Below are 15,019 nucleotides of genomic sequence, written 5' to 3'. Positions count from 1 at the left end.
TAACGGTTAAATTCTCGGTCCAGCTCAAGGGCTGCAAAGCGTGCGTGATATTCTTTTCTCATCTGGACCAATAAACTTTTATTGCTCCAGAAGTTGTCCGATTTGGAAAAGGGGAGAGAAGGGACAAACATGCACCTGCAAACACAAGCACTGGTAATTGTGGTGGTGTACCTGGTTGTCATGTTGGGCATCGGCTTCATCGTCGGCAAGCTCAACATCAAGAACAGCGAGGACTACATGGTCGCAGGCCGTCGAATGGGCCTGTTCTTCGTCGCGTTCTCGCTGTCCGCGAACAACATCGGCGGTGGCTCGACGACCGGTCTCGCGCAGCGCGCGTACGGTGAGTGGGGCATCAGCGCCGTCTGGTACGTGCTCGCTGCGTCGATCGCGATGATCCCGCTCGCGTACTTCGCGCCGAAGATCCGCAAGACCATGGCCGTCACCATCCCCGAGGTCGTCGGTCGTCGCTTCGGCAACGTGTCGAGCTCCATCACCGCCGTGCTGTCCGTGCTCTCGCTGTTCTGCCTGACCTCCTCGCAGATCGCCGCCGCCGGCAGCGTCGTGTCCACGCTGCTCGGCATCCCCACGAACGTGGCGCTTGTCGCCGCCGGTTTCGTCGTGATCTTCTACACCACGTTCGGCGGCATGGTCGCCGACCAGGTGGCGGACCTCATCCAGTTCTGCGTCATCCTCGTCGGCCTCGCCATCGCGACGCCGTTCGTCATCGAGGGCTGCGGCGGCTGGGAGGCCGTCTCCTCAGCGCTGCCTCCGGCACAGCTCGACTTCACGACCATCGGCGTCGTGACGATCATCGGATACATATTCAACTACTTCTGCACGTTCCTCGCCGGTCCCGAGATGGTCTCCCGCTTCGAGTCCGCCAAGGACGAGAAGACCGCCACGCACGCCGCTTGGCTGTCCGCCGTCCTGATGGCCGCCATGGCCTTCTTCCCGACGCTGCTCGGCCTGTGCGCCGCGGCCACCATGCCCGGTCTTCCGAACGATGGCGCCAACGCCATGCTCGAGGTCACGACCTCGCATGCGCCCGAGTTCGTGGCGGGCATCGTCTGTGCCGCCATCATCTGCGCCACGATGTCGTCTGCTGACTCCAACCTGCTGTGCATGTCGACCATCATCATGAACGACCTGTACCTCAAGTTCGGCGGCCGCGAGCTCACCGATAAGCAGAAGGTGTTCTACACCCGCGCGTGCAATGTCGTGTTCGCCCTCATCGCTATCGGCATCTCGATGTTCGGCGTCCCGATCGTGACGATGAACACGTTCGCCTTCGGCATCCGCTGCGCCGGCCCGTTTGCGGCCTACGGCCTGGGCCTCGTGGTCAAGAACGCCACGAAGAACTCCGGCATCATCTCGCTGGTCGGCGGCACCATCGGCTTCCTGTTCTGGCAGTTCCTGTCCGGCGGCGACTTCCTGTTCGGCATCCTGCCCGTCGTGTTCGGCTGCTTCGTCTCCGTCGTGGTGTTCTTCGTCGTGAACGCCATCGAGTGGAAGCGCGGCGTGCCCGCGGCCCCGTCCGCCTACCTGGAGGAGTAGAAGACCGTCATCGTGCAGATGACTCCCCTCGAGCCCCGCTCATCAGAGCGGGGCTTTTTTCGTCACCTGCACGCTGGAAAACCGCCGTTCGCCGAGTCGTTATGTGTGCAATTTGCGGAGGAAATCGCCGCAAAAACTGCCGCTCAGCGGGCATTTGCGCACATTTGGCCAGCTTATGATATGCTTGGGCGGCAATTGAAGCTGTAATGAAAAGGAGTGCGGGTTCGCCCGCGCTTCTTTTTTCTGTATGGGGAGGTGTTGCATGGTCAAGAGCAAGCTGGAGCAGGACATCATCGACGCGCTCGAGGCGGTCGCGCCCGAGCACGGCATCGACATCGTCGACGTCGAGATCGTCGGGGCCACCAAGGCGCCGTGCGTGCGCGTTCGCATCGACCGCCTGGACGGCGAGGGCATTTCGCTCGATGAGGTCACTGCGCAGAACGCATGGGTGAGCGATGCCGTGGAGAAGCTCGATCCCATCTCGGGTTCCTACACCCTGGAGGTCTCGAGCCCCGGTATGGCGCGCCCGCTGCGTCGACCGTCCGATTTCGAGCGCTACATCGGAAGCGCGGTCGAGCTCGTGACCACGGCCACGGAGGGCCGCCGCAAGTTCAAGGGGACCATCGCGGCGACCGACGAGCAGGCGGTGACGCTCGAGCTCGAGGATGGCGAACAGGTTTCGATTCCCCATGGAGACGTGAAGAAGTGTGCCTTGAAGCCGGTGTATGACTTCAAGGGCGGAAAGGGTGATAAGTAATGGCATCGGAGATGATGGAAGCGCTCATGGCGCTGTGCCAGGAGAAGCATATCGATCAGCTCTACCTCATCGACCGCTTGGAGCAGTCGCTGGCCAAGAGCTACGCCGAGATCCTCCACCTCGACTGGGGCGCCAAGGTCACCATCGACCGCTCCACGGGCAAGATCTACGTCTACAAGCTCATCCCCATCGACGACTCCATGGACGAAGAGGGCAACTACACCGAGTTCGAGGAGATCGACGTCACGCCCAAGGACACCTCGCGCATTGCGGCGCAGCACGCCAAGGCCGAGATCAACGCCATCGTGCGCAACTCCGCCCGCGAGCAGATCTACGAGGAGTTCTCGTCGCGCATCGGCGATATCATCACCGGCACCGTGCTGCAGTCCACCCCCGACTTCACCATCGTGAAGATCCGCGAGGGCGTCGAGGCCGAGCTGCCGCACTTCGACCAGCGCCGCTACGAGAACGAGCGCAACGAGCGTCCCATGGGCGAGCGCTACATGCACAACCAGCGCATCAAGGCCGTCATCATCGACGTGCGCGACCCGAACTCGACCGTGCAGCCCGTGCGTGGCGAGCACTCCCGTCCGCCGATCGTCATCTCCCGCACGCACCCGGCGCTCATCCGTCGCCTGTTCGAGCTCGAGGTCCCCGAGATCTACGAGGGCACCGTCGAGGTCATGTCCATCGCGCGTGAGCCGGGCCAGCGCTCCAAGGTCGCGGTCCGCTCGCTCGACGACCGCCTGGACCCGGTGGGCGCCTGCGTCGGCCCCAAGGGCAGCCGCGTGCGCACCGTCGTGTCCGAGCTGCGCGGCGAGCGCGTCGACGTCATCCTGTGGGACGAGGATCCCGCCGTCTACGTCGGCAACGCCCTGTCGCCCGCGAAGGTGACGCGCGTGCTCATCGACGAGGAGAAGAACTACGCCGGCGTCATCGTGCCCGACGACCAGCTCTCGCTCGCGATCGGCAAGGAGGGCCAAAACGCCCGTCTCGCCGCCCGCCTCACGGGCTGGCACATCGACATCAAGAGCGAGTCGCTCGCCGCCGACATCCTGCGCAACGTCCCGGTCGCTCCCGAGCCGGCGGAGGACCTGCTCTCCGACGAGGAGCCCGAGCGCTGCGCGTACGTGAGCTCCGACGGCGTGCGCTGCCGCAACCAGGCGCGTCCCGGTTCTCGCTTCTGCGGCGTCCATGATCCGGAAGGATTCGGAGAGGACGCCATCGAGGATGCCGAGGACCTCATCTAACGGGTAGCGCGTCCCGCCCGCGTCGCGGGGCGCACCCGAGATCGACCCGTTGGATTGCTGTGAGGGCGCCAGGCGCCCGAGAGGTAGGTGATTTGGCATATGGCAAAAGTTCGCGTATCTAGCCTTGCCAAGGAATTTGGAATGACGTCCAAGGAGCTGCTCGACCATCTCGCGGAGATGAAGATTCCCGCGAAGTCCGCGTCGAGCGCCCTTGAGGACGCGTATGTCTCCATGGTGAAAAAGAAGCTCGCGCCGGTGCTTGAGGCCCGCGCCGCCGAGATCGAGGCGCAGAAGCAGGCCGAGAAGGAGGCCGCTGAGCGCGAGGAGGCCGAGAAGGCCGCCGCAGCCGAGGGCGGACGCCTCGAGGCCGGGCGCCTGGCCCGGGTCCACAAACCGCGGTGTATAAGGGCAAGAGGATGTAGAGTGCGGCGACGGGGCAGCGAGAAGTTCCAGGACATCAAGGGGGGGGAGAGCCTGGAGGGGTACAAGGGCAGCGAGGTCGCCCGTACGAGGTAAGGGGTGTCTCTTATACACCTCTCGCGAGCGCCCCGCGCAACCGCCGCTCGAACAGCGCGCCCGTCGTGCCCGCCGGTATGGACGTCCCCGCTCCCGAGAAGGCCGGTCGCGGCGGCAAGAAGCGCCGCGGCGGCCAGCAGGCCGATCAGCATAACGACCATTACTCCCGCATGGCTCGCGAGGCCGAGGAGTACAGCCGCGAGCGCGTCCTCGAGGAGGCCCGCGCCGCCGTCGAGGAGGCCAGCCGCGAGTCGACCGGCCGCCGCAAGAAGCGCAAGGAGAAGCGCGAGCGTGAGGCCGCCCAGATGCGCGAGGAGAAAAAGATCGAGGAGGCGCTCGCCCAGGGCGTGAACCCCGAGGACCTCGACGCCGTGCGCGTCTCCCAGGGCGTCACCGTCCAGGAGCTCGCCGAGGCCCTGGACGTCTCCCCGAACGACATCATCAAGCGCCTGTTCCTGCTGGGCACGCCGCTCACCATGACGCAGTCCATGTCCGACGACCTCGTCGAGCTCGTCGCCGACGACCTGGGCCGCCAGATCAAGATCGTCACGCCGGAGGAGGAGAACTCCTTCAGCTTCTACGATGACCCGAAGGACCTGAAGCCCCGCCCGCCGGTGGTCACCGTCATGGGCCACGTCGACCACGGCAAGACGAGCCTGCTCGACGCCATCCGCCACACCGGCGTCGCGACCCACGAGGCTGGCGGCATCACACAGCACATCGGCGCGTCCCAGGTCATGATCAACGGTCGCCAGATCACGTTCGTCGACACCCCGGGCCACGAGGCGTTCACCGCCATGCGCGCCCGCGGCGCCAAGATCACCGACGTCGTCGTGCTGGTCGTCGCCGCGGACGACGGCGTTATGCCGCAGACCGTCGAGGCCATCAACCACTCCAAGGCCGCCGGCGTCCCCATCGTCGTCGCCGTCAACAAGTGCGATAAGCCCGATGCGAACCCCGACCGCGTGCGCCAGGAGCTCGTCGAGTACGGCGTCATCCCCGAGGAGTGGGGCGGCCAGAACATGTTCGTGAACGTGTCGGCGCGCCAGAAGACCGGCATCGACGACCTGCTCGAGACCATCCTGCTCCAGGCGGACGTCCTCGAGCTCAAGGCCAACCCCGACACCTTCGCCTCCGGCTACATCATCGAGGCCAAACTCGACCGCGGCCGCGGCCCCGTCGCGACGGTGCTCGTCAACCGCGGTACCCTGCACGTGGGCGACACCCTCGTCGCGGGCATGAGCTACGGCCGCGTGCGCGCCATGCTCGACCAGCACGGCAACAACGTCAAGGAGGCCAAGCCCTCCGACGCCGTCGAGATCCTGGGCCTGAACTCCGTGCCCGCCGCCGGCGACGAGTTCCGCGTCTTCGAGGACGAGCGCGACGCGCGCGACCTCGCCGAGCAGCGCTCGCTCAAGGCGCGCATCGAGGAGCAGAACAAGGTCAAGCACGTCACGCTCGAGACCCTGTTCTCCGAGATGAGCGAGAACGAGCTCGCCGAGCTCAACCTCGTCGTCAAGGCCGACGTTCAGGGCTCCATCGAGGCGCTCGCCGACGCACTGGGCAAGATGGACCAGTCCGAGGTCCGCATCAACATCATCCACTCCGCCGTCGGCGCCATCTCCGAGACCGACGTCGTGCTCGCGGCCGCCTCGAACGCCATTATCATCGGCTTCGGCGTCCGCCCGCAGGGCAAGGCGCGCGACCTGGCCGAGAAGGAGAACGTGCAGATCAAGACCTACTCGATCATCTACAAGGCGATCGAGGACATCGACGCCGCCCGCGTCGGCCTGCTCAAGCCCACCGAGGAAGAGGTCCGCACCGGCGAGGCTGAGGTCCGCGAGACCTTCCGCGTGCCCAAGGTCGGCCTCATCGCCGGCTGCATGGTCACCGAGGGCGAGATCGAGCGCACCGACTCCGTGCGCGTCGTCCGCGACGGCGTCGTGGTGTTCGACGGCTCGTTTGCCTCCATGCGCCGCTTCAAGGATGACGTCAAGAGCGTCAAGGCCGGCTACGAGTGCGGTCTGGGCATCGAGAAGTTCCAGGACATCAAGGTGGGCGACATCCTCGAGGCGTACAAGGTCGTCGAGGTCGCCCGTACGGAGTAAGGGAGGCGCACGTTGAAGCAGACAGCCGCTACCCGACGCACCGGAGAGCAGCTTCGCGAGAAGCTCGGCTACATCCTGCTGTTCGAGATCTCCGATCCGCGCCTGGACCTCGTGACCCTCACGGGCGCCGAGGTCAGCGTGGACCGCACCTACGCGCGCGTCTACGTGTCGTGCGACCGGGAACGCTACGGCGAGGTCATGGAGGCGCTGGAGAGCGCACGCGGCCGCATCCGCAGTCTGCTCGCCCGCTCGCTGGACTGGCGCACGGTGCCCGAGCTCGATTTCCGCATCGACCAGTCCACCGACGAGGCGGAGGCCATCGCCCGCGCGCTCGAGAACGTCCCGGCCACCATGGCGGTCGAGAAGGACGAGGAGGGCTATCCCATCCAGCCCGCGAGCGATGAGGAGGCCTGAGTCTCGATGGGCATGTGCAAGGAGGCGCTTTCGCCTGATCTTGTGAACGACTACCAGCGCATCCTCAAGTTCATCGAGGACGCGTCGTGCATCGCCATCTCGGGCCACACCTCGCCCGATGGCGATGCCCTGGGGTCGGTGCTCGGCTTAGGCATGGCCCTGGTCGAGCGCTATCCCAAAAAGGACGTCGTCTTCCTGCTGGCCGATCGCGGCTGCGTGCCGCGCATCTACCAGTTCATGGCAGGATCGGAACGGTTCGTGTGCGCCGCCGACACGGCGTGCGCGCCTGACCTGTTCATCTCCGTCGACAGCCCCACGCTCGAGCGCCTGGCCGATTCCGTCCAGGTGGTGGAGCGGTCCCGCAACGTCGTGTGCTTTGACCACCATCCGGCGCGCGAGGAGTTCGCCGACGTCTGCGTGCGCCGTCCGGCTGCCGCGGCGACGGCCGTGCTCATCGAGGAGTTCCTCGCGTGGGCGGGCATCCCCTGCAACAAGTCCACCGCGACCAGCCTGCTGTGCGGCCTCATGACCGACACGGGCCGGTTCCAGTACCAGAACGCCGACCCCGCCGCATTCGCCTGCGCGGCGCGCCTGGTCGACGCGGGCGCCGACCCCTCGCTGATCGCGCTCGAGGTCTACCAGAGCCAGCGGCTTGAGTACCTCAAGCTCGAATCGCTCGTCATGAGCCGCATCCACACCGTCGCGCACGGACGCGTCGCCTACAGCTACGCCTACGCCTCCGACCTGACCTCCTACGGGGTCACGGCCGACGAGTGCGACGGCCTGGTTGACGTGGTCCGCTCGGTGCGCGGCGTGGAGGTCTGCCTGTTCGTGAAGGAGACCGAGTGCTGCCACAAGGTGCGCGGCAACCTGCGCTCCAAATGCGATCTGGACGTCTCGGGCATCGCCGCCCGCTTCGGCGGCGGCGGTCACGTGGCGGCGGCGGGCTTCACCTACGAGGGCAGTATCGTCGAGACCCTGAACGATGCGCTCCCCATGCTCTGCGAGCTGGTGGGGGAGAGCGCCGCGGGTCTTCACGTCGAGCTGTGACAGGACGTTTATGGCAAAACGCACAATTTCCGATTTGAACCTGCTGCTTGCCGTCGACAAGCCTCAGGGCTGCACCTCGCACGACGTCGTTGCGCGTGCGAGGCGCGCCGTTTCTGAGCGCCGTATCGGGCATGCCGGCACCCTCGACCCGCTCGCCTCGGGCGTGATGGTGCTGGGGCTCGGTCAGGGCACGCGCCTGCTCGGCCGCATCACGCAGGACACCAAAAGCTATATCGCCGACGTGACGTTCGGCTTCGAGACCAATACCGACGACGCCGAGGGGGAGCCGACGCGGACCGTCGAGCCCGCCGCGGAGCTGTTCGATGCCGCCGCGGCCGCACGCGCGCTCGCCTCCACCGTCGGTCCGCAGATGCAGGTGCCCCCCGCCTTCTCCGCCATCTCGGTGGGAGGGGTGCGCTCCTACAAGCGGGCGCGCGCGGGCGACGCCGTCGAGCTCCCGGCGCGGCCCATCGAGGTGCGCGCCGCCACCTTGATCTCGGTGAGCGAGGTCGACGGCGCGCCCGTGTGGACCGTCGCCTACACCGTCAGCAAGGGGACCTACATCCGCGCCCTGGCGCGCGACCTGGGCCGCATGCTCGGTGCCGCCGCCCACGTCTCGTCGCTGCGCCGCACGGCGTCGGGTTCAGTCACGCTCGCCTCGTGCGTGTCGCTCGACGACCTGTCGCCCGAGACGGCGCGCGCGAAGATGCTCGACCCCGTGGAGGTTCTCGGCGTGCCCACCATCGCGGTGGAGGGGCGCCATCTCGACGACATCGCCTGCGGCAGGAAGCTGCCCGGCGCCCTGATGGCGACGGCCGACAGGGCGGTGGGCGAGGGCGATACGGTCGCGCTCGTGAACGGGGGCGCCCTGCGGGCGCTCGGCCGCGTCGAGGCGGGGCGCATCGCGATGTCCGACGTCTTTCCGCAGCCCATCTGCGGGGTGCGCCCATGATGCCGGAGGTGCGCGAGCTGCGCCGTGACTTCCTGCGCGAGGACGGGCCTGCGGCCCTCATCAGGCTCGATGACGGCGCCGCGGAGCCGCTCGGCGAGGCCGTCATCGCCATCGGGGCGTTCGACGGGTTCCACATCGGGCATCAGAAGCTCATCGCCCGCACGGTCGCCGACGCCCGCGCGCGCGGGATGCGCGCCTGCGCGGTCACCTTCGACCCCGATCCCGATTGCGTCGTGGGGCCGGGCCCGGCCCCGAAGCTCATGCTCCGAGACGACCGGCTCTCTGCACTTCGCGCCAGCGGGGTCGATGCCGTCGTCGTGGTGCCGTTCACGCGCGAGCTCGCGGCGCTCGACCACGCCGCTTTCTTCTCCGACGTGCTGTCGCCCGTCATGGACGTGCGTGCTGTGCACGTGGGCTGCGACTTTCGCCTGGGGCGCGGGGGCGCCTCGACGGTGGAGGTCATGCGGGCGTGGGGCGCCGCGCGCGGCATCGAGGTCACCGGCCACAGCCTGGTGCTCGCCGACGGCTCCGCGGTCACGGCGACGCGCATCCGCGCGCTGCTGGCCGAGGGGCTCGTCGAGGACGCGCGCGCCGAGCTGGGGCGCCGCTTCATGATGCGCGGCACGGTCGGCTCGGGGCGCGGCCAGGGCACCGGCATGGGGTTCCCGACGGCAAACATCGCCGTTCCCGCTGGGCTCGTGTGGCCCAAGGACGGCGTGTACGCCTGTTTGGCCGAGCTCGACGGCGTCGTGTGGCCCGCCGCGGTGAACGTCGGCATCCCGCCGACCTTCGCCGGGCTCCCTGGCGCCTCGAAGTTGGAGGCGAACCTGATCGGCTTCTCGGGCGACGTGCGCGGCTCGGCCGTCTCGCTCGCCTTCTGCCGTCGCCTGCGCGACTCGCGGGTTTTTGGCTCCGAGCGCGAGCTGATCGACACCGTGATGGGTAACATCCAAGATATCCGGGACGAATACGGTGAAAGCGGGGTGCGAATCGCATGATCTCCGATGAGGACCGCGAGCGCGTGCGCGCGGCGACCGATCTGGTGCAGCTGGTCCAGGAGACCGTCGAGCTCCGCCCGCGCGGCCAGGAGTTCTGGGGCTGCTGCCCCTTTCATGGCGAGAAGACCCCGTCGTTCCACATTATCCCCGCGACGCAGGTGTGGCACTGCTTCGGGTGCGGCGAGGGCGGCGACGTCTTCAGCTACGTCATGAAGCGCGAGAACCTCACGTTTCCCGATGCCATCCGCTACCTTGCCGATCGAGCCGGCATCGAGATCGCCGACGACGCGCCCACGGCGCGCCGCGGCACCAAGCGCACCCGCATCGTCGACGTGTGCGAGGAGACGTGCGCGTTCTACCACACCATGCTCATGCGCGGCAAAGACGGGCGCGGCCGCACCTACTTCGCCTCGCGCGGCCTGGGCTCCGATATCTGCCAGCGCTACCGGCTGGGCTTCGCCCCGGGGCGCGGGGCGCTCGTCGCCCACCTCTCGTCCAAGGGCTTCACCCCGCGCGAAATGGTCGACGCGAACGTGGCGATCAAGCGCGACCGGGGCAATCTCGCGGACCGCTTCTACGAGCGCGTGATGTTCCCCATCTTCGACGAGCAGGGGCGCTGCATCGCGTTCGGCGGCCGCATCATGGGCAAAGGCGAGCCGAAATACCTCAACACCGCGGAGACCCCGGTCTTCCATAAGAAGCGCAACCTCTACGGCTTCAACTGGGCCAAGGAGCATATCGTCGCGGCCAACGAGGCGATCGTGGTTGAGGGCTACACCGATGCGATCGCGTGCTGGGAGGCGGGGATCAAAAACGTCGTCGCGACGCTCGGCACGGCGCTCACCGAGCACCACGTCAAGACGCTGACCCGCTTTGCCAAACGCATCGTCTACCTGTTCGACGGCGACGCGGCCGGCCAGAAAGCGGCCGAGCGCGCCATCCAGTTCGTCGAGACCGGTTCGGTGGACCTGCGCTGCGTCATCTTGCCCGACGACCTGGATCCGGCTGACTTCCTGCGCGACCGGGGAGGGGAGGAACTGCGCGCGCTTCTCGACGCCGCCGAGCCGCTCATGGACTTCGTGTTCCGCAAGCTCGAGGACCGCAGCGACGTGTCGACGCCCGGCGGGCGGGCACGTGCGCTCGAGGACGCGTGCCGGCTCATCTACCCGCTGCGCGACAGCTACATGATCGACACGTACTACATGCAGATCGCAGACCGCCTGGGGGCGGACGTGGACATGGTGCGCCAGTCGGCGACCAAGGTGTTCCGCCAGGTCGCCCAGGAGGAGCAGACCGCCAAGACGCGCGAGCGCAACCGCGAGCGCGCCCAGCGGGCGGTATCGGACCGTCGCGGGGGAGACGCGCGTCCGGTCGCGCCGGCGCCTGAGGCCATGGACGCATGGGAGGGCGCTCCCGTGGAGGAGGAGCCCTACGACTACGTGCCCGTCGAGGCCCAGGCGGCGCCCGCGTCCTTCGCGCCCGCGGCGCCGTCAACAGATACGTCCCCAATGTGCGCTCCCAACAGGGGCAGCTGGGGATAAGAGACAGGCCCTGACCGAGCTCGAGCGCCGCTCGCTTGCGGGCGAGCGCGAACTCGTCTGCCTGCTCGCGAGCTACCCCGACAGCTTTCGCGCGTTTGCCGACCGCATCACCGAGATTTCGTGGATCGACCCGCGCAACGAGACGATCGCGTGGGCGGTGCTCGCGACCCCCGAGGGGACGCCGGTTCCCGAGGTGATGAACTCGGTGCGCAGCGTCTGTCCCGAGGCGTCAAAGCTGGTGAGCGCGGGCACGATCGACGCGACGAGCGCTCACCCCACCGAGACGAACATCGAGTTTCTGCTCGACACACTCGAGCTCTACACGATTCGCCGCCGCATGCGCGCCGCCCAGGCCCGCCTGCGAACCGACCGCGCCTTGAGCGCGGAGGAGCGTCGCGACATGACCATCAAGGCCACGCAGGACGCGGCGCGCGTGCGCGAGCTCGAACGCGCCGTCGAGGGCGTTGCCGACCCGTTCCGGACCCTCGGGTCGTGATCGCATGAACCCGTCCGCCTTCAGCCTGCGTGCCGTATGCCGTATATCCGTAAAATACTTGACGGATGCACGATATTCGGCTAGGCGGGTATAGAACGTTGTGCTAAAGTTGAGAGTCCTGTGTCATGAAGGGAGAATCTGTGCCAAAGAAGACCGAAAGCACGAGTGCCGATCTCAATTCGTACCTCGATAAGCTTCTGGACCAAGGCTCAAGGTCCGGCTCAGTCACCGAAGACGATATCCAGATCGCGCTCAAAGATGTCGATGTGTCCGATGCACAGCTGAACTCCGTCTACCGTAGCCTGCGCGACCATGGCATCGAAGTCATTTCCGCCAGCGGGGACGATGACGATACGTCCCTCGATATCGGCGACTCCGATGTGTTGGATGACGACGAGCTGGGCGACGAGAGCATTGAGGACCATGAGATCAAGGTAGCCAAGAACGCCGACGCCGAGATGGCCTCGGCGCGGACCAAGCGCAAGTCGCGCGTCCGCACCTCGCGTTCCCGCTCCCGCGCGCGCGGCATCGACGCGTCCACCGTCATGCTCACCGGCGACCCGGTCCGCATGTACCTGAAGGAGATCGGCAAGGTCGACCTGCTGACCGCCGCAGACGAGGTCGACCTGGCCATGAAGATCGAGGCCGGCCTGGACGCCACCAACAAGCTCGAGGCCGCCGAGGCGGGCGAGATCGAGCTGACGCGCGCCGAGATGCGCCGCCTGACCCGCGTCGAGCAGGTGGGCCTGGAGGCAAAGCAGGCGCTGATCTCGGCGAACCTGCGCCTGGTCGTCTCCATCGCCAAGCGCTACGTGGGCCGCGGCATGCTCTTCCTCGACCTCATCCAGGAGGGCAACCTCGGTCTGATCCGCGCGGTAGAGAAGTTCGACTACGAGAAGGGCTTCAAGTTCTCTACCTACGCGACGTGGTGGATCCGTCAGGCGATCACGCGTGCCATCGCGGACCAGGCCCGCACGATCCGCATCCCGGTCCATATGGTCGAGACCATCAACAAGCTCGTCCGCGTGCAGCGCCAGCTGCTGCAGGATCTGGGCCGCGACCCGACGCCGGAGGAGATCGGCGCCGAGATGGACATGAGCGCCGATCGCGTGCGCGAGATCCAGAAGATCTCCCAGGAGCCCGTCTCGCTCGAGACGCCTATCGGTGAGGAAGAGGATTCCCAGCTGGGCGACTTCATCGAGGACTCCAACGCCGAGGTTCCGCCCGATGCTGCGAGCTTCTCCATGCTTCAGGAGCAGCTCACCCAGGTGCTCGACTCGCTTGCCGATCGCGAGCGCAAGGTCATCGAGCTGCGCTTTGGTCTCGTCGACGGCCATCCGCGCACGCTCGAGGAGGTCGGTCGCGAGTTCGGCGTCACGCGCGAGCGCATTCGCCAGATCGAGTCCAAGACGCTGGCCAAGCTTCGCCACCCGAGCCGTTCGAGCAAGCTCAAGGACTACATCGAAAGCTAACTGAAAAAGCCCCCGCAACCCGGGGGCTTCTTTAGTGCAAACAGGGGGACGTACCTTCCGCTTGCACTTTTGCAAATTGGGGACGTACCTGTTGCATGCACAAATGCATGCAACAGGTACGTCCCCAATTTGCACTCCCAACAGGTACGTCCCCAATTTGCACTCCCAACAGGTACGTCCCCAATTTGCACTCCCAACAGGTACGTCCCCAATTTGCACTCCCAACAGGTACGTCCTGCCAGCTGGGCTGACGGGGCGTTGGATTCTGGCTCCTCGAGTAGGACTCGAACCTACAACAACGCGGTTAACAGCCGCGGGCTCTACCATTGAGCTATCGAGGAATATGTGCTCGCTCGCAAGCAACGGATTTAAGTATAGGCAAATCCCTCGCGCGCGCAAGACCTTTCTTTCAGTTTTTTGCGGCAGCCGGTCGCTGCGAGCGGAAAAACACAGGTATAGCAGCGGCTATCATACCGAAAAGCAGGCAAATCCGACCATACATCGGCACATGGGACTCAAATAATCGGAAAGCTGGTATCAATATGGACATACCGGAAAAGGGATACGTCCGGATGTTCAGAAGTGAGGTCATCATGAAACGCTGGGAACAGTTACTTGAGGACGGCAAGCGGACCTTGGAGGATCTGAAGGACCGCCTGAACCTTACCGAAGAGGAGGCCGCCGCCTTTCAGCTCGTCGAGGAGCATTATCCGATCGTGATCCCCGAGGGCTATCTGCGGCTCATAAGCCCATGGGATGCGGCCGACCCCATCAAGCGCATGTGCATCCCGCTGGCCACCAAGCCCTCCGACGATGTGAAGCACATCACCGATACGGTCATCGACGGCGGCCAGCACAAGTACGATCAGTCGGTCCTCATCATGACCAACTTCGACTGCCTGACCTACGCGCGTCGCTGCTACCGCAAGGACTTCGTGGCGCTCTCGCCCGATGAAGTCACCACGCGCATCCCCAAGCTCGCCGAGTACATCGGCGATCATCCCGAGATCGACAACATATCCATCTCGGGCGGCGACGCGTTCCTGAACTCGAACCAGCGCATCGGCGAGTACCTCAAGGCGTTCTCGTTCCTGCCCAATATCGACTATATCCGCTTCACCACGAGTACGCCCGCCACGCTGCCCGAGCGCATAACGGAAGACGACGGTGAGCTGCTCGGCCTGCTTTCCCGCTATGCCAAGGCCAAGGCGATCGTCATCGTCACCCAGTTCGACCATCCGCGCGAGCTCACGGACAAGGCGGTCATCGCCCTGCGCATGCTGCGCGAGGCGGGCTGCACGATCCGCAACGAGGCCGTCTTGATGAAGGGCGTCAACGACGACCCCGACACGATCCTCGAGCTGATGAACGGCCTGGTGGCGGCGGGCGTCGACCCGTATTACCTGTACCAGTGCCGCCGCCCGTTCTACGTGCAGGACAACCTGCAGGTCCCGATCGCCGACGGCATCCGAATCGTCGAGAGCGCCAAGGAGCGCATGAGCGGCATGTCCAAGAGCTTCCGCTTCATCTTGGCGCACCGCTGGGGCAAGGTCGAGATGCTCGGCTTCCTCGAGGACGGACGCGCCGTGTTCAAGTACCACGAGGCGCGCAAGGACGAGGACCAGGGGCGCATCTTCGCCACGGAGCTTGCCGAGGGGCAGACCTGGCTCGACTGACCGGCCGCATGACGGAGGCGTCTGCGCGACCCTCGCCTCGCCACGAAGGACGGGGCCCGCACTGCGCGGGTCCCGTCCCGCCGTGTTCGGCGGAGGCCAACCCACACGGGTTGATTCCCAACCCCAATGCAACACCCTCCTCACGGTCCGCATATCCCGAGGTCATCGCAACGCCCCCGACCCCCGCGGGTCGGCATCCCCCCAGCTCGGAGCGCCCGGACGGGGCCCGCGCGGG

The 15,019-nt window shown here is 66.2% G+C and carries 13 protein-coding genes and 1 tRNA gene; 13 read left to right on the top strand and 1 reads right to left on the bottom strand.

Translation table 11 applies throughout. From position 1 onward, the window contains the following. Positions 1-129: 129 nt before the first annotated feature. From BN3789_RS08080 to rpoD, 12 genes are all read left to right on the top strand, one after another. The gene (locus BN3789_RS08080; protein ID WP_066832674.1) at positions 130-1,554 is read left to right on the top strand and encodes a sodium:solute symporter family protein; all 1,425 of its coding nucleotides are present in this window, start codon (positions 130-132) and stop codon (positions 1,552-1,554) included. 262 nt (positions 1,555-1,816) lie between these two features. Then, complete coding sequence (locus BN3789_RS08075; protein WP_066832671.1) at positions 1,817-2,311, top strand: ribosome maturation factor RimP; 495 nt, start codon at positions 1,817-1,819, stop codon at positions 2,309-2,311. After that, positions 2,311-3,561, top strand: a complete 1,251-nt coding sequence (gene nusA, locus BN3789_RS08070) for a transcription termination factor NusA (RefSeq protein WP_066832668.1) — start codon at positions 2,311-2,313, stop codon at positions 3,559-3,561. Before BN3789_RS08075 ends, nusA begins: the two co-directional genes overlap by 1 nt. 141 nt (positions 3,562-3,702) lie before the next feature. Further along, positions 3,703-4,077, top strand: a complete 375-nt coding sequence (locus BN3789_RS13500) for a hypothetical protein (protein WP_066832665.1) — start codon at positions 3,703-3,705, stop codon at positions 4,075-4,077. 77 nt (positions 4,078-4,154) lie between these two features. After that, positions 4,155-6,185 carry a translation initiation factor IF-2 gene (gene infB, locus BN3789_RS08060; protein ID WP_066832661.1) on the top strand — a complete coding sequence of 677 codons (2,031 nt, stop codon included), beginning with the start codon at positions 4,155-4,157 and terminating at the stop codon, positions 6,183-6,185. Positions 6,186-6,197: 12 nt separating this feature from the next. Next, entirely contained in the window at positions 6,198-6,599 is a 402-nt protein-coding gene (rbfA, locus tag BN3789_RS08055; RefSeq protein WP_066832658.1) for a 30S ribosome-binding factor RbfA, read from the top strand. A gap of 6 nt (positions 6,600-6,605) precedes the next feature. After that, the gene (locus BN3789_RS08050; protein ID WP_079989198.1) at positions 6,606-7,649 is read left to right on the top strand and encodes a DHH family phosphoesterase; all 1,044 of its coding nucleotides are present in this window, start codon (positions 6,606-6,608) and stop codon (positions 7,647-7,649) included. Positions 7,650-7,659: 10 nt separating this feature from the next. Next, positions 7,660-8,601 carry a tRNA pseudouridine(55) synthase TruB gene (gene truB, locus BN3789_RS08045; protein ID WP_066832655.1) on the top strand — a complete coding sequence of 314 codons (942 nt, stop codon included), beginning with the start codon at positions 7,660-7,662 and terminating at the stop codon, positions 8,599-8,601. Beyond that, the gene (gene ribF / locus BN3789_RS08040) at positions 8,598-9,599 is read left to right on the top strand and encodes a bifunctional riboflavin kinase/FMN adenylyltransferase (protein ID WP_066832652.1); all 1,002 of its coding nucleotides are present in this window, start codon (positions 8,598-8,600) and stop codon (positions 9,597-9,599) included. Before truB ends, ribF begins: the two co-directional genes overlap by 4 nt. Then, on the top strand, positions 9,596-11,140 hold the full coding sequence (gene dnaG / locus BN3789_RS08035; RefSeq protein WP_229254279.1) for a DNA primase: 1,545 nt from the start codon (positions 9,596-9,598) through the stop codon (positions 11,138-11,140). Before ribF ends, dnaG begins: the two co-directional genes overlap by 4 nt. Before the next feature lie 157 nt (positions 11,141-11,297). Further along, positions 11,298-11,636, top strand: coding sequence for a hypothetical protein (locus tag BN3789_RS13260; RefSeq protein WP_229254278.1), 339 nt, complete (start codon positions 11,298-11,300; stop codon positions 11,634-11,636). A gap of 140 nt (positions 11,637-11,776) precedes the next feature. Further along, on the top strand, positions 11,777-13,108 hold the full coding sequence (rpoD, locus tag BN3789_RS08030; protein WP_066832650.1) for an RNA polymerase sigma factor RpoD: 1,332 nt from the start codon (positions 11,777-11,779) through the stop codon (positions 13,106-13,108). Between the two features lie 266 nt (positions 13,109-13,374). Here rpoD and BN3789_RS08025 read toward each other — a convergent pair. Then, positions 13,375-13,449, bottom strand: a tRNA-Asn gene (locus BN3789_RS08025). Positions 13,450-13,701: 252 nt separating this feature from the next. Between BN3789_RS08025 and BN3789_RS08020 the strand changes: the two genes are divergently transcribed. Beyond that, positions 13,702-14,784 carry a KamA family radical SAM protein gene (locus tag BN3789_RS08020; RefSeq protein ID WP_066833071.1) on the top strand — a complete coding sequence of 361 codons (1,083 nt, stop codon included), beginning with the start codon at positions 13,702-13,704 and terminating at the stop codon, positions 14,782-14,784. Positions 14,785-15,019 lie beyond the last annotated feature (235 nt).

It is taken from the genome of Collinsella ihumii (assembly GCF_900046475.1).
Classification (GTDB): domain Bacteria; phylum Actinomycetota; class Coriobacteriia; order Coriobacteriales; family Coriobacteriaceae; genus Collinsella; species Collinsella ihumii.
This window is presented reverse-complemented; position numbering and strand designations above follow the sequence as displayed.

What these genes read in the sequence shown, in the direction of transcription:
- BN3789_RS08080 (WP_066832674.1), top strand. Translation starts at nt 130, where the DNA reads ATGCACCTGCAAACACAAGCACTGGTAATTGTGGTGGTGTACCTGGTT.
- BN3789_RS08075 (WP_066832671.1), top strand. Translation starts at nt 1,817, where the DNA reads ATGGTCAAGAGCAAGCTGGAGCAGGACATCATCGACGCGCTCGAGGCG.
- nusA (WP_066832668.1), top strand. Translation starts at nt 2,311, where the DNA reads ATGGCATCGGAGATGATGGAAGCGCTCATGGCGCTGTGCCAGGAGAAG.
- BN3789_RS13500 (WP_066832665.1), top strand. Translation starts at nt 3,703, where the DNA reads ATGACGTCCAAGGAGCTGCTCGACCATCTCGCGGAGATGAAGATTCCC.
- infB (WP_066832661.1), top strand. Translation starts at nt 4,155, where the DNA reads ATGGACGTCCCCGCTCCCGAGAAGGCCGGTCGCGGCGGCAAGAAGCGC.
- BN3789_RS08050 (WP_079989198.1), top strand. Translation starts at nt 6,606, where the DNA reads ATGGGCATGTGCAAGGAGGCGCTTTCGCCTGATCTTGTGAACGACTAC.
- truB (WP_066832655.1), top strand. Translation starts at nt 7,660, where the DNA reads ATGGCAAAACGCACAATTTCCGATTTGAACCTGCTGCTTGCCGTCGAC.
- ribF (WP_066832652.1), top strand. Translation starts at nt 8,598, where the DNA reads ATGATGCCGGAGGTGCGCGAGCTGCGCCGTGACTTCCTGCGCGAGGAC.
- dnaG (WP_229254279.1), top strand. Translation starts at nt 9,596, where the DNA reads ATGATCTCCGATGAGGACCGCGAGCGCGTGCGCGCGGCGACCGATCTG.
- BN3789_RS08020 (WP_066833071.1), top strand. Translation starts at nt 13,702, where the DNA reads ATGAAACGCTGGGAACAGTTACTTGAGGACGGCAAGCGGACCTTGGAG.